Below are 22,674 nucleotides of genomic sequence, written 5' to 3' on the forward strand. Positions count from 1 at the left end.
TTTTTCGTTATACCGTTGGTGCTGATTGACTTTTCTCAGACAGCAGCTTTTCAATGCTGACAAGCTGAACGCATAACGTAAAGATGTCAATCGCCTGCTCTAGTTCTTCAAGCGTTGGGAACGTTGGCGCAATACGGATATTGCGATCAAGCGGGTCGTTACCATAAGGATATGTCGCCCCTGCACCTGTTAGTGTCACACCGGCTTCTTTCGCTTTTTGCACAACAGCTTTTGCACAATGATCGAGTGTATTTAAGCTAATAAAATATCCGCCATTTGGTTTGTGCCACTCAGCGATGCCTGTTCCACCAAGCTTTTCATCAAGGATCGAAAGAACGAGGTCAAATTTCGGCTTAATAATCGCTGCATGCTTTTTCATATGTTCCTTCAATCCTTCTGGATTCTTGAAGAAACGAAGGTGTCTTAATTGATTGATTTTATCTGGCCCAATGGTTTGAACTGATAGCTGTTTTTGAATAAAGCTGATGTTGTCCTGACTAGATGCCATCAGTGCAACACCCGAGCCTGGGAACGTAATTTTAGAAGTAGAGGCGAACATAAACACACGGTTTGCATGTCCTGCTTTGTCTACTGCTTGAAAAATATCTTTTAACGTATCAGGCGTATCTGTTAGATGGTGGACTGCATAGGCATCATCCCAAAAAATACGGAAGTCGTCTGCTTTTGTCTGCATGGAAGCAAGACGGTCAACAACCTCATCTGAATACGTAATGCCGTCAGGGTTACTATATTTCGGTACACACCAAATCCCTTTGATGGCTTCATCTTCTGCAACCAATTTTTCTACCTGATCCATGTCAGGTCCATCCGACTTCATATCTACCGTAATCATCTCTATGTTAAAATGCTCACAAATGGCAAAATGACGATCATATCCTGGGCTTGGTGCAAGGAATTTTACCTTTGGAAGCTCTCCCCAAGGTGTTTTGCTGCCATATACGCCGTGAGTCATGGCACGTGCAATCGCGTCGTGCATCATATTCAGACTAGAATTACCGCCAATGATGATTTGTTCTGGCTTCAGGTTGAGCACACTTGCAAAAAATTTCTTTGTTTCAGGAAGGCCTGTCAAGCCGCCATAGTTTCGCACATCTGTACCATCCTCAGCTGTCATTGCATCCTTTGATGTCACGACATCGAGCATGCCCATAGATAAATCGAGCTGTTTTGGTGAAGGTTTCCCTCTAGACATGTCTAAGTGTAAGTTTTTACTTTTGTACGTTTCATACTCTTTTTGTCGTGCTGCATATAGGTCATTTAATTCTGCTTCACTTAACGCTGTAAAACCGCTCATCTTTGATTGTGCCTCCCGTATTCTTCATAATGTAATTCGTCATTTGTTTTTTCTTCACCATTTTACCACTACCTGAAAAAGAGCGTCATCATAAATATCAAAAAAATCACACAACTATTTTTGACGATTCATCCAATTTTTACAGGGTACGGTCAATAGGAAAAGAAGAGAAATCATGTGCAGCTTCAGTCAGCGGGAATATATCGCGGGCTTCTTTGAGTAATTGTTTCAGTGACTCTTCCCCTTGGTATCGTGCACTAATATGGGTCAAAATCAGTCTTTTTGCGCCTGCTTCCTGCGCTGTTTTTGCTGCCTGTTCTGTCGTACTGTGATAATAATTATAGGCTAGTTCTGCATCTTCTTTCCCAAATGTTGCTTCATGGACTAACACATCCGCATTCTTGGCAAGCCTTGTTATATTCTCGCACAAACGGGTATCTCCTGAAAATGCAACGATTCTCCCTTTTTTAGGGGGTTCCAAATAATCGGTTCCATCAATCATTCTTCCATCTTCGAGTGTAACGGTTTCCCCATTTTTCAACTTTTGATACAAAGGTCCAGGTTTTACACCGATTTTTTTTAGGTCTTCGGCTTTTAGTGAGCCGGGTACATCTTTTTCCACGACCCGATAACCGTAAGCTGGGATCCCATGAGACACTCGTCTTGCTTCTACTTGAAAGGTCTCATCTTCAAAAACGATCCCTTCCTCTATTTCTATGATATGCAGCGGATAAGTCAAATGCGTTTGTGTCGCTGAAAGTGTCGCGTTTACAAAAGCTTTAATGCCGCTTGGACCATATATCGTCAATTCATCCTCTCCGCCTTGAAAGGACCTGCTGCCAAGCAGACCCGGGAGACCATATACATGATCACCGTGCATATGCGTGATAAAGATCTTCTCAATTTTTCTTGGTTTAATCGTTGTATGTAATATTTGATGCTGCGTCGCTTCTCCGCAATCAAAAAGCCACACGGCTTTTCTCTCTTCTAAAAGCTTCAGCGCAGTGCAAGTGACGTTTCTTGTTTTTGCAGGAATGCCTGCACCTGTTCCTAAAAAGAGCAGTTCCATTACGATTTCCTCCTACAGCCGGTATACAATCTCTTCATTCATATAGAATACATGAAGACAGGATAAATGTGAATTCAGCGGAATTTTTGAAAAAAGTCAAACTTGGGCAGAAAAAGTCGAATCAAATGTTTGCTTTACGAACAATGAACCTTTAAAATAAAGAAAATGTACATACATTCTCGGTTTTTACAACAATGCTACGAATAAAGTGAGGTACTTTTCGTGAATACAGAAACTAACTATCCAAAAGCAGTCATTGTCATCTTTGGCGCAACAGGAGACCTTGCAAAACGCAAGCTCTACCCTTCTATACATAGACTTTATCATAGCGGAAAGCTTGGAGATCAATTCGCTGTTGTAGGTGTTGGACGTCGTCCTTGGTCTCATGAAGACCTAAGAGCTGTGGTAAAAGAATCGGTCTCTTCTGATGATGCAGAAGCAAAAGCAGAGGAATTTATTTCTCATTTCTATTACCATGACTTTGATGTCTCAAGCCCTGCTTCCTATCAAGCACTGAACACACTTCTTTCTGGTCTTGAAGATACATACAGTATCCCAAATAACCGGATGTTCTATTTAGCGATGGCACCGGAATTCTTCGGAACCATTGCGAAGTTTTTAAAAAGTGAAGGCGTATCAGAAACGACTGGATGGTCTCGACTTGTCATTGAAAAACCGTTTGGTCATGACCTCCCTAGTGCCAAAACATTAAATGAAGAGATCCGAGATGCATTTACAGAGGATCAAATTTATCGTATTGACCACTACCTCGGTAAACAGATGGTGCAAAACATTGAGGTGATTCGTTTTGCGAATGCGATCTTTGAACCGCTTTGGACAAACCGTTACATTTCAAACATTCAAATCACATCGAGTGAATCATTAGGCGTCGAAGACCGTGCGAGATATTACGAGAGTTCTGGTGCACTGAGAGATATGGTCCAAAACCATATGCTTCAAATGGTTGCACTACTAGCCATGGAGCCGCCGATTAAGCTCAATACAGAGGAAATCCGTAGCGAAAAACGGAAAGCATTGCGTGCGCTTCGTCCTTTCTCGAAAGATGAAGTGGATCAATTCTTTGTCCGCGGACAGTATGATGCAGGAACGATTGATGGCAATATGGTTCCTTCCTATCTTGAAGAGCAAAATGTGGACCCAAACTCCAACACAGAAACATTCGTTGCAGGAAAACTTCTCATCGATAACTTTAGATGGGCCGGGGTACCATTTTACATTCGTACAGGAAAACGTCTAGAAAAGAAATCCACTCAAATCGTGGTGCAATTTAAAGACATTCCGATGAACCTGTACTACGGAAACGGGAATTCCATGCATCCAAACTTACTTGTGATTCACATTCAGCCAGACGAAGGCATCACCCTTCACCTGAATGCTCGCAAGCTTGATGGCGGAACGTATGCTAAACCAATTAAGCTGGACTATCAAACAAATTACAACGACATCATGAATACACCAGAAGCGTATGAAAAGCTGATTCATGACTGTTTGCTAGGTGACGCAACAAACTTTGCCCACTGGGATGAAGTGGCACTGTCTTGGAACTTTGTTGATCCAATTTCAAAAAAATGGGCTGAAACCAAAACGTTAAAACCAAATTACCCTGCTGGTTCTATGGGACCAAAAGAAGCAGATCAGCTTCTTGAAAAAGATGGATATCACTGGTGGAATATATAAAATCAACGAAAAAAGAGCAGTCTCCCGATTGAGGGGGTTCTGCTCTTTTTTTAAAGTCGTGTTTTCGTAATTTCAACCGTTGAAAAATCAAATTTATCATAGCGATGATGGCTAAAGGAATATTCAAACGGCCGGCCTGTGTTTAAATAAGCCACCTGCTCCACTTCTAGCACCGGATCCGTAGGGTCACAACCTAAATATTGCTGATCAAGCTGATCTGATTTAGCCGCTCTAATTTTTTTGTGCGCTCCTGCCACTTTTAAATGAAGTGTGTTTGTAATGTAGCTATAGATAGACCCCAATAAAACCTCTTCATCTATTCCCTTAATGACATTGACAGGCATAAAGGTTTTTTCTAATACATATGGCTCTTCTTCCACCAAACGGAGCCGAATAATGTCATAGACGGGTGTGCTTGAGTCAATGGATAAATGAGCTGCCACCTCTTCACTTGGAAAATGCACATCAAAGCGAATGATTTGGCTCGTCACGTTTTTATCTGCCATCACTTTCGTGAACCCTTTATTTTCATGACCTGATACGTTGATCGCACCTTGATTTAGCGCTGCCTTCACAATAAATGTGCCATGACCTCTTTTTCTAAAGAGCAGACCTTCCGCCACTAAAAGATCAAGCGCACGCTTCATCGTCATTCTGCTGCATTTAAATTCAGCGGCAAGCGAGTTTTCATCTGGAATGGGTTGATCTTCTGGATAATATGCTGTTCCTATTCTTTTTCTAATTTCTTCTGAAATGAGTTCGTACTTTGTCATCTCACACCACCAACTGACTTGTTTTTTCATATCCTATCATAGCGCTTTCTAGCCTTCCTCTCATTCTACACTAAGCCTAGTGCGCTTAAAAGGTTCGAGCCACTTTCATTTCAATCCTTTCATCTTTACATAAGAAAAATACTTGCCCTTTTCAAGGAAAGAGCAAGTATCTTGATTAGAAACCATTATTCTCTGAAACCGATTGAAACCAGTAGCCACTTTTTTTGATGGTACGTTTCCCGTCTTTCTCAAGGTCCACTGAGACAAATCCATAGCGATTTTTATAGGCATTCGACCATGACCAATTATCCATAAACGTCCACAGATGATAGCCTTTTACATGACTTCCTTCTTGAATGGCTTGATGCACCCATTTAAGATGCTCAGAAATAAAATCAATGCGGTAATCGTCATGAATCATTCCTTCTTCATCCTGAAACCGCTCTTCTCCTTCGACACCCATTCCATTTTCAGAAATAAAGCATTCAATATTCCCATAGTCTGTCTGGACTTTTTTCAATATATCGTAAATACCCTTTTCATAGATTTCCCAGCCGCGGTACACATTCATTTTTCTGCCCGGCATTTCAAAAGAATCGAAATAATGGTCTGGCATAAATGGTGCATCAGGGTGAGGCATATGTTCCTTTGCTTTCACTCTTCTTGGCTGATAATAGTTGATGCCGAGAAGGTCGATCGTGTTCTCTTGAATGAGTTCAAGGTCTCCTTCCTCCATAGCCGGCATCAATCCTTCTTTCTTTAACACGTCCACTAGCTTTTCAGGGAAATGTCCTTTCACAGCTGGATCTAGGAAGGACCGGTTAAAGAAGGCGTCAGCCATCTCAGCTGCTTCGACATCCCGCGGATTCTGGCTTCGCGGATACGAAGGAGTAAGGTTGAGGATAATGCCTATTTTCCCCTCCTGCTTCATCTCTTTATAAGCCGCAATGGCCTTAGCATTTGATAAAATCTCATGAAACCCAACTTGCACTGCCTTTTGGAAATCAACTTCGTTTGGATAATGGAAGCTATACATATATCCACCCTCTACAGGAACAATCGGCTCGTTATGAGTAAACCATTTTTTCACCCGGTCGCCAAATAGCTGAAAACACAATGTCGCATAGCTGACATAATCGTCTACGACCTGCCTGTTTACCCATCCTCCCGTCTCCTGAAGCGCCATTGGCATATCAAAATGATACAAGTTCACAAACGGTTCAATGTCACTCGCTATCAGTTCATTGATCACATCATTGTAAAAAGCCACAGCTTCTTCATTAACGGCCCCTTTTCCCTCAGGTAAAAGGCGTGACCATGAAATAGATAGACGAAACGAGTTGTGCCCAATCTCCTTCATGAGGCGGATATCCTCTTTGTATTTACGATAAAATTGCGAGGTTACACCTGGACCGACGCCCTGAAAAAAACGATTCGGCTCTTTTTCAAACCAGTGATCCCAAATGTTCGGACCCTTTCCATCTCCTGGATAACTGCCTTCTGTTTGCGTAGCAGAGGCAGAAGATCCCCACCAGAAACCTTCCGGGAATGTATATGATTGACTGTTAGTTTCCATCGACATGTATTGAGTCTCCTTCACCTTTGATGTTTGTTTGTTTCGTTTTTTCTGTCGTGACTATTTTTTCATTTTTCACATTCATACGATCAATAAATTTTAGGAACGGGAACCAAATGACAAACACAATCATTAAATTAAACAGCTGAAGCAGACCGCCCGCTAATGAATTCGTTGCCATGACTCCGCTAATAAAGATCGGTACTGTCCATGGAATATTCACGCCTGTCGGAGGCGGCACAATACCTGCGGCCATCGCAAAATAAGAAATACAAGTAATCACCATTGGCGCCAAAATCCACGGAATGAGAATAAGCGGGTTCATCACAATCGGTAAACCGAAGATAATGGGTTCATTGACGTTAAATAAACCTGGTCCTAAGCCGAGCTTTGCTACTTGTTTCAATTGCTTACTTTTAAGAAAAATTAAAATCGTAAACACAACAGCTAGCGTCATACCGGTTCCACCCATACCCACTGTATAGATTTCGATAAACTGCTTGCTGATGATGTTCGGAACCTCACCTGTTTTTGTGTAGCTTTCTAGATTTTGAATGGACAATGTATTCCAAATCGGGTCCATTACAGAGTTGATAATAATTTGGCCGTGGAGCCCAAAGAACCAAAGAATTTGTATAAAGAAAATAGCGATCAAGGTCGGAATGATACCGCTTCCAAGTCCGACAAGCGGCGCCTGAATCGCATTGTAAATCAAGTCATGCATGTTGGTTTTGAACCCTTGTGTAATGATGATATTGATCAGTAAAAAGGTTGTGAGTGTCAAAGTAGCCGGGATGAGTGCAGCAAAAGACTTAGAAACAGCTGGCGGAACCCCTTGCGGCATATTGATGACAAATTTCTTTTGGACAAAATAGCGATAAATTTCAGCAGACAAAAAGCCTGTGATCATTCCAAGGAACATTCCCTTTGCGCCCAAACGATCGACTGGGATGACGCCTGCAATGGATGCACCGCCCTCTTGTTCTAGTAAAAATGGCGTAAGGAGCAGAAAAGAGGCTAAAGCGATCACACCGCCAAAGACAGCTTCCACATCATAGCTTTTCGATAAATAGTAGCCAATCCCAAATACAACAAACACACTCATAATGCTGATGGTCGCACTAGGTGCAATATTCAGTGCATACTGAACACCTTCCAGTGCTGTTTGACTCATGATCTTATCTAAAAATGGCAGATTCATTAATACGACCATGATGGAACCAAAAATCGTTAATGGGAACGCAAGCATAAAGGCATCCCTTAATACCCCTAGATAGCGATTGTTGTTCAATCTCCCAGCAATCGGAACCAAAATCGCACTTATTTTATCAAACATTGGTTTCCCCCCTTGTTTACACCCTTTATTGTTTCAGTGATTGCAATATCGGTAAGAGCTCTCCCACAAGCTCTTTTATCGTCATCGTTGACATGAAATGATCTTCGGCATGCATGAGCAGCAAGGAGAATGAAATCGTTTCTCCGCTTGCCTCTTGCTGTACCATTTGAAAATGGATATCATGTGCATTCCGCAAGTCATCTTCCGCTTCTTTGAGAAGGTCAGATGCTACTGTTTCATGACCTTCTCTAAATTGTTTAAGAGATTGAAGCAATTTGCTTCGTGCATTTCCGCTGTGTAAGATCAATTGAAAACTGATTTGTTCTTCCGTGAGTCCTTCGAGTGTTTTCTTTTCCATCCTTTAAGATTCCCCCATCAATGAAACCGCTTGTTCATACGCTTTTTGTCCATCTGCTAGCCCATACGCCTGCATATCGATGACCTCTACTTCAATCCCATATTTTTGAGCTTCTTTTTGAAGATCCCCTTTTAAAAAACTCATTTGTGGTCCAATTAATACAACATCGGCATGTGCCATTTCTTTTCTCGCTTGGTCTTGTCCGACTGCCCAAATCTCTGCTTCTTCCCCTATAGACTCAGCATGTGCCTTCATCTTTGTGACTAGTAAACTCGTAGACATACCTGAACTGCATGCTAATAAAATACGTTTCATTTCTCTCACCCCATTGTTGTAATAAAAGCGCTTCCAGTTAATATTATATATTTTTATTTTTAAATGTCTAGACATTTAATTATATATGTCTGTATTTTATTTTAAAAATGACCGTATCAATACTCACAACAAGCTTTCAGAACAAAAAAGATCTCATCCAGATATGAACGAGACCCCTTTTCTTTTAAAAAATACTCTCCGAATGAACCATAAAGTAGCTTCTTCTTCTGAAGACAGTCTTTGAGAACTTTGTTAAAATAAGTGCTAATGACTTAGCTCATTCAAAAACCCAATTTTTCATCCCATAAATCATGAGAAGTAACTGCCCAGAGATGGAAACAGTTTCTATTCCCACTCAATTTGATGGATAGGTAAACGTCTTTTGCTGCTACTTTTCGAATCTATTCATATCTTTTCAATCAAAAGGAGTGGATATCATGGCAGTCACTCATTTGTGTGAAGCCTGTAAAAGAAACGAGATTGATGTTGTAAAAATTTCTGATGAACCAGCTCAGCCTTATCGATTATGCAATGATTGTCACAGGCGGCTCTTAACCTATTCTTTACGGCCAATTGAATGGTATCACTTAGCGATCATCCACTCTCCAAAGAAATTTTTATTGCACGATGATTTTTATGAAGAAGACGGAGAGGCTTGTCAGCCAGAAGAAGATGTATTGGTCATAGCAGAAGAGAAAATACCCACATTACAAGCGGTTCAACATGATTTGGAGTCTTTATTAGATTTCTCAATCACAAGATGGTTTCTTCAATACGATGTCATCAATGCCCTGAAAAAACACGATACACAAAAAATGTTGATGTCTGTAAAAGCTAGATTTTATGGAACGGAAAATCATGAAGTCAAATCAAGAATGCTGGAGATCGCAGCTGATGTTTTAGGTACTGCAGCTTCGGATTGGGTAAGAGAGCTTTGGGAGAATGATGCCGATAAATTTTTTCATCCGCTTTCTTGGGCAGCAGCCAGTAGTTTACCAGCCGAGGAAGGAATGAGACGTATTTTTGATCAATTGAAATGTGTAAGTGAAAAGGAATTGCCAATGATGGCTCTCTCCAGCCTATATCGTTTCCGTTCACATCACATACTTGATTGGATGGAGTCTCATTGCTCCTCTTTTAACGACAGTTGGGGCAGGTTGGCATCAGCATGCTTTCCAACATGGCTCAGAATGAAATCTTGGCTAAACAAAGGAAGACCTTTCAGTTTAATGGCACTCGATACAATGGCGAACTGTCTAGCAGTTAAAAACGATCCATTTATCGAGGAGTTATCACCTAAAATACTTCGTACAGATATCAATGAAATAGAACCCATTTTATATGATTATCTTCAAAAAGATGGCGTTTCTCGTGTCAAAACGAAAGTAGGCATCATCGTGAAGAACAAAGAAGCCATATTTGAAAAAGGCGAATAAATGGATAAAAGCGTGTGCAATGTTTATGCTCACGCTTTTCACTAGCATGACAACATACTAGATCATAATTTGATGTTGTGTTATCCTCTGGGCCCAGCCCGTGATCATCAAGATTATCCTTTTCCTGCTTGGAATCCCGGGTACTTGGTCATACCGCCGTCTACATATAACGTCAACCCTGTCACATAGCTCGCCTCTTTTGATGCAAGCCAGACAGCACATGCTGCCACTTCTTCCGGTTTTCCGATATAGCCAATTGGTATCAGCTCAATGACGCCCTTTTTCAATGCTGGATCATCAAATTTTTCGGCATTGATCGGGGTATCAATTGCGCCTGGTGCAATGCTGTTTACACGAATTTTTTTAGGGGCATATTCTAGTGCCAGCGTTTCCGTCAAAAGCTTGGCGCCTCCTTTACTTGCTGCATAATGGACAAAATGAGGCCACGGAATTTGCTGGTGGACCGACGACATATTAATAATCGACCCCTCGATCCCATGTTCTGTCATATACTTTAATGCATCACGGCAGCCTAAAAACATACCTGTTAAATTGGTAGACATCACTTTGTTCCAATTATCTAGCGTCATTTCTGTTGAAGGAACTTCATTTTCAATTCCTGCATTATTAATCATGACATCAAGACTGCCAAATGTATTTACAGCTTGATCAATCATCGCCTTCATATCCTCTTCTTTTGATACATCCCCTTGAATTTTGACAGCCTGTCCGCCACTTTTTTGAATCTCAGCAATTGTGTCGTCCGGGTTTTCTTTATCTGAGAAATAATTGATCACTACATTGGCTTTTTCTTGTCCAAACCGGCGCGCCATCGCCTGACCTATCCCTGTACCTGCTCCTGTGATGAGAACTGTTTTTCCTTCCAAATCTGGATACATTCGCTTAAAACCTCCTATTTTGTAAAACCTAGCAGCACACCGCCTGCGATAATCATCAAGCAGCCTGCAATGACAAAGCTTTTTTTAGATGCTTTCTCTTTTAATAAATAAATACCGCCTAAAGTCGAGATGACAATTCCTGTTTGAGACATGGAAAAACTTACTGCTACGCCAATGAGTGGAATCGCCAAAAGAAGCCCTAGATTTCCTGTCGACCACACAAGACCAGCAATGATATTTCTGAATGTATATTTGCTAAATGGGTCTTGCTTTAGACTGATCGCTAACGATGAAAGCAGCATGCCGACAGATTGCGGAACGAGCGCAGACCAACCATCTATATGAAACCATCTTAAAATGACGACATATCCGACGTAGCCTACGGTTGAGATGAGCAAAATGATGATTCCCTTTTTAAAATTGCCGCCTTCGTTTCCGCCACTCTTTTTTTGACCGAGAGATGTCATGACAACGCCAGCAATAATAAATAAAATGGCACAAGAACCAATAAGTATGACCGTCATGGTTTGCCATTCTTTGAAGACGATGACACCAAATAATGTCGTGCTCACAAGCTGCATACCCGTTGATAAAGGAACAGCCTTTGACACCCCTAGAAAGGCGACACTTGAAAGCTGATTCATTTGCCCTATACTCCAAAAGATCCCAGAGATAACGGAAACCGCAAAAATAAGCGGTGTCAGTTCCGGCATTTTGATCAAATAGGCGCCGATTGAAAACAAAAAAGCGCCGAGGGTAATGCCGAGTGTTTGCTGATAGGCATTCCCGCCAAGTTTGACACTGATGAGAACAATACTTCCCCAAAATATCGCTGGGAGAAGTGCATATAAAATGCCCACTTCTATCCCTACTTTCTGTTCTTTTTTACTTAGCATCCCTCTTTTTCGGATTTTTAGCCGAATAGATGTAAACACAAAAAAGACCTTACCAATGGTAAGGTCTTTTGAGGTTGTATACTTATTTCATCCATTCAGTATGGAAGACGCCTTCTTTATCTGTGCGCTCATACGTATGTGCGCCGAAGTAGTCACGCTGTGCTTGAATTAAGTTAGCTGGAAGGACAGCTGTACGATAGCTATCAAAGTAAGCAAGTGCACTTGAGAATGAAGGAACAGGAACACCTTGTTCTACTGCAAGTGAAATCACTTTACGAAGTGATGATTGATAGCTTTCTACGATATCCTTGAAGTAAGGATCAAGCAATAGGTTTTTCAATTCAGGGTTACGGTCATAAGCTTCTTTGATTTGCTGCAGGAAGGCTGCACGAATGATACATCCACCACGGAAGATCATCGCAATTTCACCGTATTTCAAATCCCAGTTATACTCATCAGACGCTGCTTTCATTTGCGCAAAACCTTGTGCATATGAGCAGATTTTACTCATGAAGAGAGCTTTTCTAACCGCTTCGATCAGCTCTTGTTTATTCTCTGCTGATTGCGCTGGCTTAGGACCTTCAATTAATTGACTTGCTTCAACACGCTCATCTTTCATTGCTGAAATGTAACGCGCGAAAACAGACTCCGTAATGATTGGAAGCGGAACACCTAGATCAAGAGAGCTTTGGCTCGTCCATTTCCCAGTTCCTTTTTGTCCAGCTTTATCTAAGATCACATCCACAAGTGGCTGATTTGTTTCTTCATCCACTTTTGTGAAAATGTCAGCTGTAATTTCAATTAAATAGCTGTCAAGCTCGCCTTTATTCCACTCTGAGAATACTTCATGAAGCTCCTCTGCTGACAATCCTGCCACATGCTTCAAGATAAAGTATGATTCAGAGATCAATTGCATGTCTCCGTACTCGATACCGTTATGAACCATTTTGACATAATGTCCTGCTCCATCTGGACCGATATACGTTGTACAAGGCTCACCATCTACTTTCGCAGAGATGGCTTCTAAAATTGGTTTCACAAGCTCGTGCGCTTCTTTTTGACCGCCAGGCATGATAGAAGGACCTTTAAGTGCGCCTTCTTCACCGCCAGAAACACCTGTACCAATGAAGTGAATACCACTTTCCGCAAGCTCTTGGTTACGTCTTTGTGTATCCTTGTAATATGTATTTCCACCATCAATTAAAATGTCACCTTTCTCTAGGTGAGGCAATAATGATTGAATGGTTGCATCTGTTGCTGCACCCGCTTTTACCATTAAAAGAATTTTACGCGGCGTTTCAAGCGATTGAACAAATTCTTCAATGCTGTATGTGCCTACAACGTTTTTCCCTTGTGATTCTTGAAGAAACTCTTCTGTTTTGCTGCTAGATCTGTTATAAACGGACACGGAGAAACCGCGGCTTTCAATATTTAGGGCAAGGTTTTTCCCCATAACGGCTAGTCCAACGACACCGATTTGTTGTTTTGACATAATTCTGACGTCCCTTCTAACACACTATATTGATTACTGCTGAAATGATGTACCCTTTGAAATTACCACAACATCACCTCTTTTATCAAGTTTTCAGGCTAGTCATTTCCTCTTTCGTCCTGAAAAAAGTCTTTATTAAAACTTGTACCACTTGTTTTGCTCTCTTTTTCCTTAATGGTTACTCCTCTTTGGATGAGTGGTTTACCGTATTTTTCTTTCAGTCCGTCTAAAAGAGATTGGAGCGGTTCGTCTTTTGCATCTTCTGTATAAGAGAATAAATCAAGCTGCTTGACGGCTGATTTTCGTTCCACAAGATCGGTCCCCGTCACACCTAAAAGTCTTACTGGCTGGTCATTCCAATGCTTTAGGAATAGATGCTTTGCCGTCTCAAATAGATCTTCCTTTCGATCAGTTGGATTCGTGAGTGTGACGCTCCGTGTGATATTTTTCCAGCTTGCATACCGAATCATAATGAGCAGCCGATTTGCCATCACTTCTTTTCTTCGTAATCTGACACTCACCGATTGCGACAGTTTCTCTATTAATGAGACGAGTTCATCTGTATCATCAGAATCGTGAGGAAGAGTGGAAGAATTGCCGACAGATTTAAATTCGTATATTCTTTCTGGGTCGACAATGCCGTCATGCTCTCCGTTTGCTTTTTGCTTTAACCTCGGTCCATTGATGCCTAATAACTCTTTCAGCGCATATTCATTCGCTTTTGCTAAATCTTCAATAGTATGAATTCCGATGGTTTTCAGCTTATCTGCCGTTTTCTGTCCAACCCCATGCATGTCACCTGCAGGGAGCGGCCAGAGCATTGTCGGGACATCTCGTTTACGCAAAATGGTTATGCCCATTGGCTTTTTCCAATTAGACGCCATCTTCGCTAGAAATTTATTTGGTGCAATGCCAATACTCGATGGAAGCATGAGCTCTTCTACGAGCCTCGTTTGAATATCATGAGCGGTTTTCACGGCATGCTCAGCATAAGGGGTATCGGTTAAATCAATATAGCCTTCATCAATTGAAACGGGTTCAACTAAGTCACTATATTCTCTTAGTATGGTAAACATTTCTTGTGAGGAGCTGCGGTACCGGTCGAAGTTGGGTGTACGCACAATCAGTCCCGGGCATAGCCGCTTCGCTTCCCAGAGTGGCATCGGCGGCTTCACCCCGAGTGCTCTTGCCTCGTAGCTGCAGGTCACAACTATCCCTTTGCGCTCTTTTGCATTTCCGCTAATGGCTAAAGGTTTCCCTCTCAAAGAAGGATCATACGCCATTTCTACCGATGCATAAAAACTATTCATATCAATATGAAAAATGATTCGCCCCTTCTTTTGAGAATCAGCCATTTGCTTGCCTCCTTAGGTGATCTACTTTCCTTCACTTCACCGTAATTTCACCTGTTTGTTCCATTAGACATTTCATATGGTGTATAGTACACTGTGAGTAATGAAATGGATGTGATAATCATGATTATTGATACATTCAATGAAGTCTTTTTCCTTGTTGAATTCTTTACGATTATTCTTCCAGCGCTGACCGCCATCGGTATTGCTTTCTTATTAAAAGACTGCCGAATGAACGAGCACCTCGGAGGACATCGTTTCGAAGAGTTGGACGCATCTTGTTTGAATCGAACAGACTTTCTGTTTATCATATATGATCGCATTACAACTTGGATTAGTAAAGTCATTCGAATGAAAAGATCATCAAATGATGATGAAGACCATTCGCTTCCTCTCTCTTATTAGATTTTATTATTGAGGAGGAAATGAATTGAAACGTTTATTGACAATTTGTACGACTTTATTTTTGATGATGGTAGCGTCACCGGCATTTGCTGCGAGTGCGCAAACAAATACAAGCTCTGATGGGTTTTTCCATCATTATTTTGTTCAGCCTTTTTCTGAGTTGATTATCTGGCTTGCGAACTTTTTCCATGATGACTACGGTTTATCCATTATGTTCGTGACATTGATTGTCCGGCTGCTTATTTTCCCGCTTTTTGCAAACCAATTTAAAAAGCAGAGAGTGATGCAAGAGAAAATGGCACTCGTTAAACCTCAGATTGACCAAATACAAAGCAAATTGAAAAAAACGAAAGAACCTGAAAAACAAAAAGAACTGCAAATGGAAATGATGAAAGTATATAAAGACAACAATGTGAACCCGCTGGCAATGGGCTGTCTGCCGATGCTGATTCAAATCCCAATTGTTCTTGGCTTTTACTCGGCAATTCGCTCAACACCTGAGATCGCAACGCATTCGTTCTTATGGTTTAACTTAGGACAAACTGATCTTTTGATGGCAATCTTTGCAGGGGCCATGTATTTCTTGCAATTTTATGTCACACAAAAATTCGCAAAGCAATCAGGCACCCAAACAGAAGCTGCACTGAAACAAGCAAAAATCATGGGCATGATTTTCCCAGTCATGATGCTGTTTCTATCAATTAATGCTCCCGCTGCTCTTCCTTTATATTGGATGACAAGTGGACTTTTACTCACCATTCAAACGATTATTTTAAATGTGATGTACCAAAAATCAAAAACAAAAGCTGCGGCAAACGATTCAATTAACCCAGCAGCTGAATAAATTATAGCCCCCTTACCTAAACATGATAAGGGGGCTATATTTGTCTTCTGTAGAGCGCAACAAATAAAAGATTCGTGAGCTCCGGCACGCAAAATGACCCCTTATCCATGGATAAGGGGCCTTTGTTTATGCCAATTCCTCTTTCAATCGCTCAGGCAATTGATCAAGATCCTCAATTTTCCCTAGAAACTTATTAGGGTCCACTTGTAAAATCATCTTGTTCTCTCTCTCAACGACGCCGAAGAAATATTCAGATGCTTTTGTGTTCATATGAAATGGCTTGATCTCACTTAGCTCGATATCAATGATATCTTTTGCATCAGAAACAAGGCAGCCAATCATTTGATCGTTTAATTCAAATAGTAGAACCTTAGACTGTTCGGTTACATCCAGAGGTTTTCCGTGCAGCATGACACCTGTGTCACTGACTGGAATGACCTCTCCTCTTAACGACATGAGTCCTTTAATCTCTTTTGGAAGGTTCGATACTTCTTGTAAATAAGGGACCTTCTCAATCGAGCGTATATGCTCTACGCTGATACCAAAATCCTCTTGTCCCACTTGGAAAATAATGATCTTTTGCGTGCTCACAGAGTCTCCTGCCTTTACGATGGATTTGTCGTTTCTTCGATAATGGCGAGAACCATTTCAGCTGTCTTGACTAATTCTTCAATCGGCATTTTCTCATTTTTCGTATGAATATCTTCATATCCAACAGCTAGGTTGACGGTCGGGATGCCGTTTCCAGCAATGACGTTTGCATCACTGCCTCCCCCGCTTGTCTGTAGTTCTGAAGGACGGCCAATTTTCGCAGCCGCTTTTTTCGCCACTTCAACGACTTGATCGCCGTGTGAGAATTTAAAGCCTGGATACATGATGTCAATTTGTACATCGGCACTTCCGCCCATTTCTTTAGCGGTTTTTTCAAAGGCTTCTTTCATTTTCGCTACTTGCGCTTCCATTTTTGCCGGTTCTAAAGAACGTGCCTCTGCCAAAATATCCACTTGATCACAGACAATATTCGTTTGTGTTCCTCCTTCAAAGCGGCCGATATTCGCCGTTGTTTCTTCATCAATACGGCCAAGCGGCATGCTGGCGATCGCTTTTGAAGCAATCGTAATCGCAGAAACGCCTTTTTCTGGTGCCACACCTGCGTGAGCTGTTTTTCCGTAAATGGTTGCGCGTACTTTCGCCTGTGTTGGCGCAGCCACGATAATGGTACCGACCTTGCCATCTGAATCAAGGGCATAACCATATTTTGCTGTCATCAGTTTCGGATCTAACGCTTTTGCTCCTACAAGTCCTGATTCTTCACCAGCTGTAATGACAAATTCAATCTTGCCATGCGGTACATTTTTCTCTTTTAGGACACGGATCGCTTCAAACATTGCAGCAAGCCCTGTTTTATCGTCAGCACCAAGAATGGTTGTGCCATCTGTCTTGACATAGCCGTCTTCAATGACTGGCTTAACACCATTACCTGGTACAACTGTATCCATATGAGAAGTAAAATAAATCGTATCTGCCTCTTGATTCCCTTCAAGTGTGCAAATAAGATTGCCTGCTCCATGGCCGGTTGTCTCTTTTGAATCATCTTCGACTACATTAAGCCCTAAACCAGTAAATTTCTCTTTTAGGACTTCAACAATTTTTTCTTCATGTTTCGTTTCTGAATCGATTTGAACAAGTTCTAAAAATTCGTCTAATAAGCGTTTCTCATTGATCATGATGATGTTCCTCCTCTTATAGCGGCATGTTTCCATGCTTTTTTAACGGTCTATCTTCTTCCTTACTGCGAAGCAGGTCAAATGAGCGAATGAGCCGCTCTCTCGTTTCATCTGGCATTAAAATATCGTCGATTAATCCTAATTGTGCTGCCTTGATGACACTAGGTTCATTGTCCACCTCACGCAAAGCAGGATGAACAATTTCGTCTGCAAACGATTTTCCCATGACATCAATTTCTGCCTCTGGCCATGCATATACAAAGTCAGCACCTAATCCCTTACTATTCATCGCAACGTATGCGCCGCCAAACGCCTTTCTCAAAATCACAGTGATTTTTGGAACAGTCGCCTCAGCATACGCATACAGAAGCTTTGCGCCGTGGCGGATAATGCCTGCATGCTCAGCTTTCTCACCTGGCAAAAAACCAGGAACGTCCACAAGGGTTAAAATGGGAATGTGAAATGCATCGCAAAATCGAATAAACCGAGCCGCTTTATCAGCAGCATCGAGGTCAAGGCTTCCTGCCAGCACCTTAGGCTGATTGGCTACAAGACCAATGGAAGACCCTTGTAATCTGGCAAAACCTGTGACGATATTTTTGGAGAAACAACGCTGCGTTTCAAAAAATGAGCCGTGGTCGGTGATCGCTGTCACCACTTGTTTGACATCATAAGTGCGTGATGGCTCCTTTGGCAAGATGTTCCCAAGATCGCTCGCATCATGCTTTTGCACCTTACGATGAATGACAGGCCGTCGTTTCGTTGGTATGTACGTTAAAAGCGTTCGAACTGCTTTTAACACGTCTCTCTCATCTTTCCCTGTATAGTGCACATTCCCGCTTGTTTGATGCTGAACTGCTGCACCTCCAAGCCGGTCAGGACAGACCGTCTCTCCTGTTGCTTTTTCTATCACTTTCGGACCAGTTAAAAACATATGAGCTGTTTGCTCCGTCATGAATACAAAATCCGTCAATGCAGGTGAATAAACTGCACCTCCCGCACAGGAGCCTAAAATAACGGATATTTGCGGAATTTGACCAGAGTACAGCACATTCCGTTTAAAAATCTGACCATATCCCTCTAATGATACCACACCCTCTTGAATTCTCGCACCACCTGAGTCTTTTAGACCGATAACAGGCATTTGATTTTTAGCCGCCAAATCCATTAAAGCCGCTATTTTTTTCGCATGCATGTCCCCTAGTGAACCCCCGTACACGGTCGCATCTTGTGCATAAACGCCTACTTGTTTCCCATGAATCAGTCCCGTCCCAGTGACAACGCCATCCCCTAAATGCTCTGAGCGGGAGCCTTTAGCAAATGACTGGATTTCCATAAAGCTGCCTTCATCAAGAAGTTCATGAAGCCGCTGACGAACAGTCAGCTTTCCTTTGTTTCGGTGAGCCGCTGCTCGTTTTTCACCGCCACCCCTTAAAGCTTTCTCGCGCCATTCAGACAAGTCATTGAACGATTCATGCATCTTCCTGTTTCTCTCCTTTCAATGGCGCACACAATTCAAATAGCACACCTGACGTTTCTTTTGGTGAAATAAACGCGATGCGCTTTCCGTTCGCACCATTTTGTGCGTCCTTTTGAATGAGCTGCATGCCGAGCTCGTCAAGTTGACTGAGATCAGCCTGAATGTCACCTGACTTTAATGCAATATGATGAAGCCCCTCTCCTCTTTTTGTTAAGAAGGTATGTAATGTGCTGTGATTTGATATCGGTTCAATCAACTCAATGTGCAGATCACCTAGGGAAGCAAAAGATACTTTGACCCCTTGATTTGGAAGTACTTCTATGTCTGAAAATTCCCAGTTAAACAGCCTGGAGAACGTACGTGCTGTTTTTTGAATTGAAAAAACGGCAATGGCTATATGATCGATTTGATTCATCCGTTCACTTCCTTTGTACATCACTTGTCGCCTGCGTAAAAACGAGCTAGAATAAAGAAAGGTGCGCTCGTCGCAAAAACATTTGATTATAGGGGTGCGATATGTCTCAGAAATTCATGAAATTTATGGTATTGCTCATGATTAGCTTACTGTTAATTTCTTCACTTTTAGCAGGAGCGGCAGCCTTTTTATAAAGTGTTGATAAAAAAGCAGACAAGCAGGTGATTCGTTTTTTAACGAATGGCCTGTTTGTCTTTGGCCAGTTTTTCAAATGCATCGCTTGATGTCGTGATCCATACCTTTGTACCAACTGGAAGCTGATCAAATAGCCGTTCTACATCTTGATTATGAAGACGTACACAGCCCGCCGTAATAAATTTCCCTATCGATGTCTCATCACTTGTTCCATGAATGCCATAGGTTCTCCCGTCGGTTCCTCGCGCATCAAATCCAATCCACCTTCGGCCGAGTGGGTTATTCTTCGCGCCGCCTTCAATATTTTTTCTTCTGTAATAAGGATCTTTCGCTTTGATCATAATCGTAAATTCACCTTCTGGCGTTAAATCAGCTGTTTTGCCAGTAGAAGCCGGGTAGACTTTTTGAATTTTCCCATGATCAATATACGCAAGCTCGTTTGTTTGTTTATTAATAATGACATACGGGTCTCCTGGAAGCGGGTTTTGCCCAAGCGGCCAGATGGGTGAAAGGGACATGGTCAGCACAGTATAAAATAAAAGACGCATAGGCTCCTCCTTTTTCATTAGATTGACCAATGAAGGAGGAACTCATGCGTCTTTATTCTTTCATCCCTTTAAAATAACTTTTCAGCACCAAATATTGTTCCATTTCCCCGAGAAAATGAAAGAGTGCGGCTCTAGCTTCAAATTCTTCACGTGTTTGCGGAAGCGGCAGTGCATCAAACTCTTCTTTCATATCAATCAGGCGTCTTAAGAACTTATGCGCCGTGTTCCCTGGGTGAATATGTTCTCGTAAATCTCTAATATATTCTGCAATGATTTGCCCATGCTCCGTTGTAACAGAAATGGACGTAATTTTCGGAAGCACACGCTCAATGATTTCAAATTGCTTTTGTCTCATGTTGAAATAATGATAATACAGATTTTCATGTCTTAAGACATGGTTTTCAACATCACGGTATGCAAGAGCCTTCGCTTCTTTAATCAATTGATGCGTCTCTGGAATTTCTTTTCCTGTCCAGTCTTGTTTTCCGGTCATTAAATATTGCTCGATTTCTTCAAAGATTTTCGCAAAATTCGCTTCAATTTGTTCACTGTATTGTTTCAGCTTTTTATCAACGCTAGGCATATACAGGTTCATAATGAGTGCGACCCCTACACCAATGGTGATGAGTAAAAGCTCATTCCAGATGAGATGAAGCGTAATGCCTCCAGACATATACAAATGAAGGATAATCACTGAACTTGTGACAATCCCTTCTTTAATCCGAAGCAAGACCGTTGTTGGAATAAAGACGAGCAGCATCAGTCCAATGACAAAAGGATGATACCCAATCAGATCAAAAAATAAATAAGAAAATAAGATGGCAAGACTGCATGCGGCAAAGCGGGCCCCAGATGCGAGGAGTGACCTTTTTTTCGTCACCTGAATACAAAGAATCGTAATAATGCCGGCAGCTGAATAGTTTTGCAGACCGAGCATTTGTGCAATGTAAATGGCTAGAGCTGTTCCTAATGCTGTTTTCAGCGTTCGGTAGCCGATTTTAAACATGATGTGATTCACTCTTTTCTGTCTACTTTTGTGAAATGATGAACTTTTTTTACTTTCCCCATTATAATCAAAAAAAGAAGGAGATGTTAAGTCTCCTCCTCGTTTTTTTCATTATAATATTTTTTGTAAGAAATCTTGAGCACGCTGTGAAGACGGAGATTCAAAGAATTCTACAGGATTGGCATCCTCTACAATTTTCCCATCATCCATAAAGATCACACGGTCTGCTACTTCTTTTGCAAAGCCCATTTCATGTGTGACGATCATCAGCGTCATCCCAGATTGAGCGAGCTCTTTCATGACCTCTAATACTTCCTTTACCATTTCTGGATCAAGAGCAGACGTCGGCTCGTCAAAAAGCATGATGTCTGGTGTCATCGCAAGGGCACGTGCAATGGCGACACGCTGCTTTTGACCACCTGACAGCCGGTTCGGATAATCATCTTTTTTCTCTAAAAGTCCAACCTTTTTTAAAAGCTCCTCTGCCTGCTTGATGCTGTCTTCCTTCGATTGGTTCTTTACATTCATTGGCGCATACGTAATATTTTCTAGCACTGTTTTGTGCGGGAATAAGTGGAAATGTTGAAACACCATACCAATATTCTCGCGCACTTTTAGTGCATTTGTTTTTGGATTGGTAATTTCCGTCCCCTGAATCGTAATCACTCCAGAAGTCGGTTTTTCAAGTAAGTTAATACAGCGAAGAAATGTTGATTTTCCTGAACCAGAAGGCCCGATGACAGCTACCACTTCGCCTTCTTTAATCGTGGTATCAATCCCTTTCAACACTTCATTTTTACCGAAAGATTTTGTGAGTTTCTCTATTTTAATCATTTGATTTTAACTTCCTTTCCACCGATTTGCCGACGAAGGTAAGAATAAGCACGATGACATAATAGATGAGACCCGCAAAAATAAGCGGTTCAAGATAGTTATAGGTGACGGCACCTGCTTGATAAGCTCGTCTCATGACATCGCCCAGTCCAATGACTGTGACAATCGCTGATTCTTTTGTCAGTGTAATCGTTTCGTTCACAAGTGCTGGTGAAATATTTTTGAATGCTTGCGGAAGCAATAAGTCCTTCATCATTTTAGCATACGGGATACCTAAAGCAACGGCCGCTTCTTTTTGCCCTTTATCAATGGCATTGATTCCTGCACGAATGATCTCAGAAACGTACGCCGCCGAGTTTAGTGAAAATGCTGCTACAGCTGCCCAGTATTGATCAATTTGAAAGCCGAGCAGCTGGGGAAGACCAAAATAAATAATCAAAAGCTGAAGCACAAGCGGTGTGCCTCGGAAGATTGACGTATAAAAATCTGCTAGCCAGATAAGCGGCTTAAATACACTAATTTTACAGAGCGTTAATAAGATTCCTAAAATAAAACCAAGGAACAGTGATACCACAACAATAGAAAGCGTTACTTTAAGACCTTCTAAAATAAAGGGCATCTGAGGTATGACATCTTTAAAATCCATCATGATATTCTCCTTTTTTTCCTTCAGATAAAATCAAAGAATAAAACAGGAAAAAAGTT

At 41.6% G+C, this 22,674-nt stretch carries 24 protein-coding genes; 5 read left to right on the top strand and 19 right to left on the bottom strand.

Features of this window, described 5'->3' with window-relative positions:
- Positions 1-7: 7 nt before the first annotated feature.
- Both V7L95_RS17645 and rnz read right to left on the bottom strand, forming a co-directional pair.
- On the bottom strand, positions 8-1,315 hold the full coding sequence (locus V7L95_RS17645; protein ID WP_079919572.1) for an aminotransferase class I/II-fold pyridoxal phosphate-dependent enzyme: 1,308 nt from the start codon (positions 1,313-1,315) through the stop codon (positions 8-10).
- A gap of 139 nt (positions 1,316-1,454) precedes the next feature.
- Positions 1,455-2,384 (bottom strand): ribonuclease Z, encoded by a 930-nt coding sequence (gene rnz / locus V7L95_RS17650; RefSeq protein ID WP_048001407.1) that lies wholly within the window; start codon positions 2,382-2,384, stop codon positions 1,455-1,457.
- 222 nt (positions 2,385-2,606) lie between these two features.
- Here rnz and zwf point away from each other — a divergent pair, with 222 nt between their 5' ends.
- On the top strand, positions 2,607-4,082 hold the full coding sequence (zwf, locus tag V7L95_RS17655) for a glucose-6-phosphate dehydrogenase (protein ID WP_035390764.1): 1,476 nt from the start codon (positions 2,607-2,609) through the stop codon (positions 4,080-4,082).
- A 50-nt stretch (positions 4,083-4,132) separates the two neighbouring features.
- Here zwf and V7L95_RS17660 read toward each other — a convergent pair whose 3' ends face one another.
- The 5 genes from V7L95_RS17660 to V7L95_RS17680 form a co-directional block, all read right to left on the bottom strand.
- Positions 4,133-4,855, bottom strand: a complete 723-nt coding sequence (locus V7L95_RS17660) for a GntR family transcriptional regulator (protein WP_017357941.1) — start codon at positions 4,853-4,855, stop codon at positions 4,133-4,135.
- A 175-nt stretch (positions 4,856-5,030) separates the two neighbouring features.
- The gene (locus V7L95_RS17665) at positions 5,031-6,437 is read right to left on the bottom strand and encodes a glycoside hydrolase family 1 protein (RefSeq protein ID WP_007501106.1); all 1,407 of its coding nucleotides are present in this window, start codon (positions 6,435-6,437) and stop codon (positions 5,031-5,033) included.
- Positions 6,421-7,767: a PTS cellobiose transporter subunit IIC gene (celB, locus tag V7L95_RS17670; protein WP_340967599.1), complete on the bottom strand. Its 1,347-nt coding sequence runs from the start codon at positions 7,765-7,767 to the stop codon at positions 6,421-6,423. The genes V7L95_RS17665 and celB overlap by 17 nt, the downstream gene beginning before the upstream one ends.
- A gap of 25 nt (positions 7,768-7,792) precedes the next feature.
- A complete protein-coding gene (locus V7L95_RS17675) occupies positions 7,793-8,125 on the bottom strand; it encodes a PTS lactose/cellobiose transporter subunit IIA (protein WP_017357943.1) in 333 nt (110 codons plus the stop codon).
- 3 nt (positions 8,126-8,128) lie between these two features.
- Entirely contained in the window at positions 8,129-8,440 is a 312-nt protein-coding gene (locus V7L95_RS17680) for a PTS sugar transporter subunit IIB (RefSeq protein WP_008342261.1), read from the bottom strand.
- Between the two features lie 437 nt (positions 8,441-8,877).
- Between V7L95_RS17680 and V7L95_RS17685 the strand changes: the two genes are divergently transcribed.
- The gene (locus V7L95_RS17685) at positions 8,878-9,876 is read left to right on the top strand and encodes a hypothetical protein (RefSeq protein WP_017357944.1); all 999 of its coding nucleotides are present in this window, start codon (positions 8,878-8,880) and stop codon (positions 9,874-9,876) included.
- A gap of 113 nt (positions 9,877-9,989) precedes the next feature.
- Here V7L95_RS17685 and V7L95_RS17690 read toward each other — a convergent pair whose 3' ends face one another.
- The 4 genes from V7L95_RS17690 to V7L95_RS17705 form a co-directional block, all read right to left on the bottom strand.
- On the bottom strand, positions 9,990-10,775 hold the full coding sequence (locus V7L95_RS17690; RefSeq protein ID WP_017357945.1) for an SDR family oxidoreductase: 786 nt from the start codon (positions 10,773-10,775) through the stop codon (positions 9,990-9,992).
- A 14-nt stretch (positions 10,776-10,789) separates the two neighbouring features.
- The gene (locus V7L95_RS17695; protein WP_188092761.1) at positions 10,790-11,635 is read right to left on the bottom strand and encodes a GRP family sugar transporter; all 846 of its coding nucleotides are present in this window, start codon (positions 11,633-11,635) and stop codon (positions 10,790-10,792) included.
- A 118-nt stretch (positions 11,636-11,753) separates the two neighbouring features.
- The gene (gndA, locus tag V7L95_RS17700; protein WP_017357947.1) at positions 11,754-13,163 is read right to left on the bottom strand and encodes an NADP-dependent phosphogluconate dehydrogenase; all 1,410 of its coding nucleotides are present in this window, start codon (positions 13,161-13,163) and stop codon (positions 11,754-11,756) included.
- A 98-nt stretch (positions 13,164-13,261) separates the two neighbouring features.
- Positions 13,262-14,518 carry a DNA polymerase IV gene (locus V7L95_RS17705; protein ID WP_251185758.1) on the bottom strand — a complete coding sequence of 419 codons (1,257 nt, stop codon included), beginning with the start codon at positions 14,516-14,518 and terminating at the stop codon, positions 13,262-13,264.
- Between the two features lie 120 nt (positions 14,519-14,638).
- Here V7L95_RS17705 and V7L95_RS17710 point away from each other — a divergent pair, with 120 nt between their 5' ends.
- Both V7L95_RS17710 and V7L95_RS17715 read left to right on the top strand, forming a co-directional pair.
- Entirely contained in the window at positions 14,639-14,920 is a 282-nt protein-coding gene (locus V7L95_RS17710) for a hypothetical protein (protein WP_060781181.1), read from the top strand.
- A 25-nt stretch (positions 14,921-14,945) separates the two neighbouring features.
- Entirely contained in the window at positions 14,946-15,764 is an 819-nt protein-coding gene (locus V7L95_RS17715) for a membrane protein insertase YidC (RefSeq protein WP_251185759.1), read from the top strand.
- Positions 15,765-15,890: 126 nt separating this feature from the next.
- On the opposite strand, the gene V7L95_RS17720 is transcribed toward V7L95_RS17715, so the two are convergent.
- The 4 genes from V7L95_RS17720 to mce are packed head-to-tail and all read right to left on the bottom strand — an operon-like array spanning position 15,891 to position 19,386.
- Entirely contained in the window at positions 15,891-16,355 is a 465-nt protein-coding gene (locus V7L95_RS17720) for a chemotaxis protein CheW (RefSeq protein WP_008342245.1), read from the bottom strand.
- Positions 16,356-16,369: 14 nt separating this feature from the next.
- Complete coding sequence (locus V7L95_RS17725; protein WP_035390776.1) at positions 16,370-17,491, bottom strand: tripeptidase T; 1,122 nt, start codon at positions 17,489-17,491, stop codon at positions 16,370-16,372.
- A gap of 16 nt (positions 17,492-17,507) precedes the next feature.
- Positions 17,508-18,971 (bottom strand): acyl-CoA carboxylase subunit beta, encoded by a 1,464-nt coding sequence (locus V7L95_RS17730; RefSeq protein ID WP_017357949.1) that lies wholly within the window; start codon positions 18,969-18,971, stop codon positions 17,508-17,510.
- Positions 18,964-19,386 carry a methylmalonyl-CoA epimerase gene (gene mce, locus V7L95_RS17735; protein ID WP_017367566.1) on the bottom strand — a complete coding sequence of 141 codons (423 nt, stop codon included), beginning with the start codon at positions 19,384-19,386 and terminating at the stop codon, positions 18,964-18,966. The genes V7L95_RS17730 and mce overlap by 8 nt, the downstream gene beginning before the upstream one ends.
- Positions 19,387-19,487: 101 nt before the next feature.
- Here mce and prli42 point away from each other — a divergent pair, with 101 nt between their 5' ends.
- A complete protein-coding gene (gene prli42 / locus V7L95_RS17740) occupies positions 19,488-19,580 on the top strand; it encodes a stressosome-associated protein Prli42 (RefSeq protein WP_017357951.1) in 93 nt (30 codons plus the stop codon).
- Positions 19,581-19,619: 39 nt separating this feature from the next.
- On the opposite strand, the gene V7L95_RS17745 is transcribed toward prli42, so the two are convergent.
- The 4 genes from V7L95_RS17745 to V7L95_RS17760 form a co-directional block, all read right to left on the bottom strand.
- Entirely contained in the window at positions 19,620-20,129 is a 510-nt protein-coding gene (locus V7L95_RS17745; protein ID WP_008342241.1) for a L,D-transpeptidase, read from the bottom strand.
- Between the two features lie 52 nt (positions 20,130-20,181).
- Positions 20,182-21,135 (bottom strand): aromatic acid exporter family protein, encoded by a 954-nt coding sequence (locus tag V7L95_RS17750; protein WP_007501130.1) that lies wholly within the window; start codon positions 21,133-21,135, stop codon positions 20,182-20,184.
- 111 nt (positions 21,136-21,246) lie between these two features.
- Positions 21,247-21,969, bottom strand: a complete 723-nt coding sequence (locus tag V7L95_RS17755; protein WP_017357952.1) for an amino acid ABC transporter ATP-binding protein — start codon at positions 21,967-21,969, stop codon at positions 21,247-21,249.
- Complete coding sequence (locus tag V7L95_RS17760; RefSeq protein ID WP_024718895.1) at positions 21,962-22,621, bottom strand: amino acid ABC transporter permease; 660 nt, start codon at positions 22,619-22,621, stop codon at positions 21,962-21,964. The genes V7L95_RS17755 and V7L95_RS17760 overlap by 8 nt, the downstream gene beginning before the upstream one ends.
- Positions 22,622-22,674 lie beyond the last annotated feature (53 nt).

This window comes from Bacillus sp. PPSBB_11 (assembly GCF_038023285.1).
In the GTDB taxonomy this organism is placed as follows: domain Bacteria; phylum Bacillota; class Bacilli; order Bacillales; family Bacillaceae; genus Bacillus; species Bacillus altitudinis.

Bases quoted from the DNA above. Each gene is read 5' to 3' on its own strand.
- V7L95_RS17645 (WP_079919572.1), bottom strand. From the start codon at position 1,315: ATGAGCGGTTTTACAGCGTTAAGTGAAGCAGAATTAAATGACCTATAT.
- rnz (WP_048001407.1), bottom strand. From the start codon at position 2,384: ATGGAACTGCTCTTTTTAGGAACAGGTGCAGGCATTCCTGCAAAAACA.
- V7L95_RS17660 (WP_017357941.1), bottom strand. From the start codon at position 4,855: ATGACAAAGTACGAACTCATTTCAGAAGAAATTAGAAAAAGAATAGGA.
- V7L95_RS17665 (WP_007501106.1), bottom strand. From the start codon at position 6,437: ATGTCGATGGAAACTAACAGTCAATCATATACATTCCCGGAAGGTTTC.
- celB (WP_340967599.1), bottom strand. From the start codon at position 7,767: ATGTTTGATAAAATAAGTGCGATTTTGGTTCCGATTGCTGGGAGATTG.
- V7L95_RS17675 (WP_017357943.1), bottom strand. From the start codon at position 8,125: ATGGAAAAGAAAACACTCGAAGGACTCACGGAAGAACAAATCAGTTTT.
- V7L95_RS17680 (WP_008342261.1), bottom strand. From the start codon at position 8,440: ATGAAACGTATTTTATTAGCATGCAGTTCAGGTATGTCTACGAGTTTA.
- V7L95_RS17685 (WP_017357944.1), top strand. From the start codon at position 8,878: ATGGCAGTCACTCATTTGTGTGAAGCCTGTAAAAGAAACGAGATTGAT.
- V7L95_RS17690 (WP_017357945.1), bottom strand. From the start codon at position 10,775: ATGTATCCAGATTTGGAAGGAAAAACAGTTCTCATCACAGGAGCAGGT.
- gndA (WP_017357947.1), bottom strand. From the start codon at position 13,163: ATGTCAAAACAACAAATCGGTGTCGTTGGACTAGCCGTTATGGGGAAA.
- V7L95_RS17705 (WP_251185758.1), bottom strand. From the start codon at position 14,518: ATGGCTGATTCTCAAAAGAAGGGGCGAATCATTTTTCATATTGATATG.
- V7L95_RS17710 (WP_060781181.1), top strand. From the start codon at position 14,639: ATGATTATTGATACATTCAATGAAGTCTTTTTCCTTGTTGAATTCTTT.
- V7L95_RS17725 (WP_035390776.1), bottom strand. From the start codon at position 17,491: ATGATCAATGAGAAACGCTTATTAGACGAATTTTTAGAACTTGTTCAA.
- V7L95_RS17730 (WP_017357949.1), bottom strand. From the start codon at position 18,971: ATGCATGAATCGTTCAATGACTTGTCTGAATGGCGCGAGAAAGCTTTA.
- mce (WP_017367566.1), bottom strand. From the start codon at position 19,386: ATGAATCAAATCGATCATATAGCCATTGCCGTTTTTTCAATTCAAAAA.
- prli42 (WP_017357951.1), top strand. From the start codon at position 19,488: ATGTCTCAGAAATTCATGAAATTTATGGTATTGCTCATGATTAGCTTA.
- V7L95_RS17745 (WP_008342241.1), bottom strand. From the start codon at position 20,129: ATGCGTCTTTTATTTTATACTGTGCTGACCATGTCCCTTTCACCCATC.
- V7L95_RS17750 (WP_007501130.1), bottom strand. From the start codon at position 21,135: ATGTTTAAAATCGGCTACCGAACGCTGAAAACAGCATTAGGAACAGCT.
- V7L95_RS17755 (WP_017357952.1), bottom strand. From the start codon at position 21,969: ATGATTAAAATAGAGAAACTCACAAAATCTTTCGGTAAAAATGAAGTG.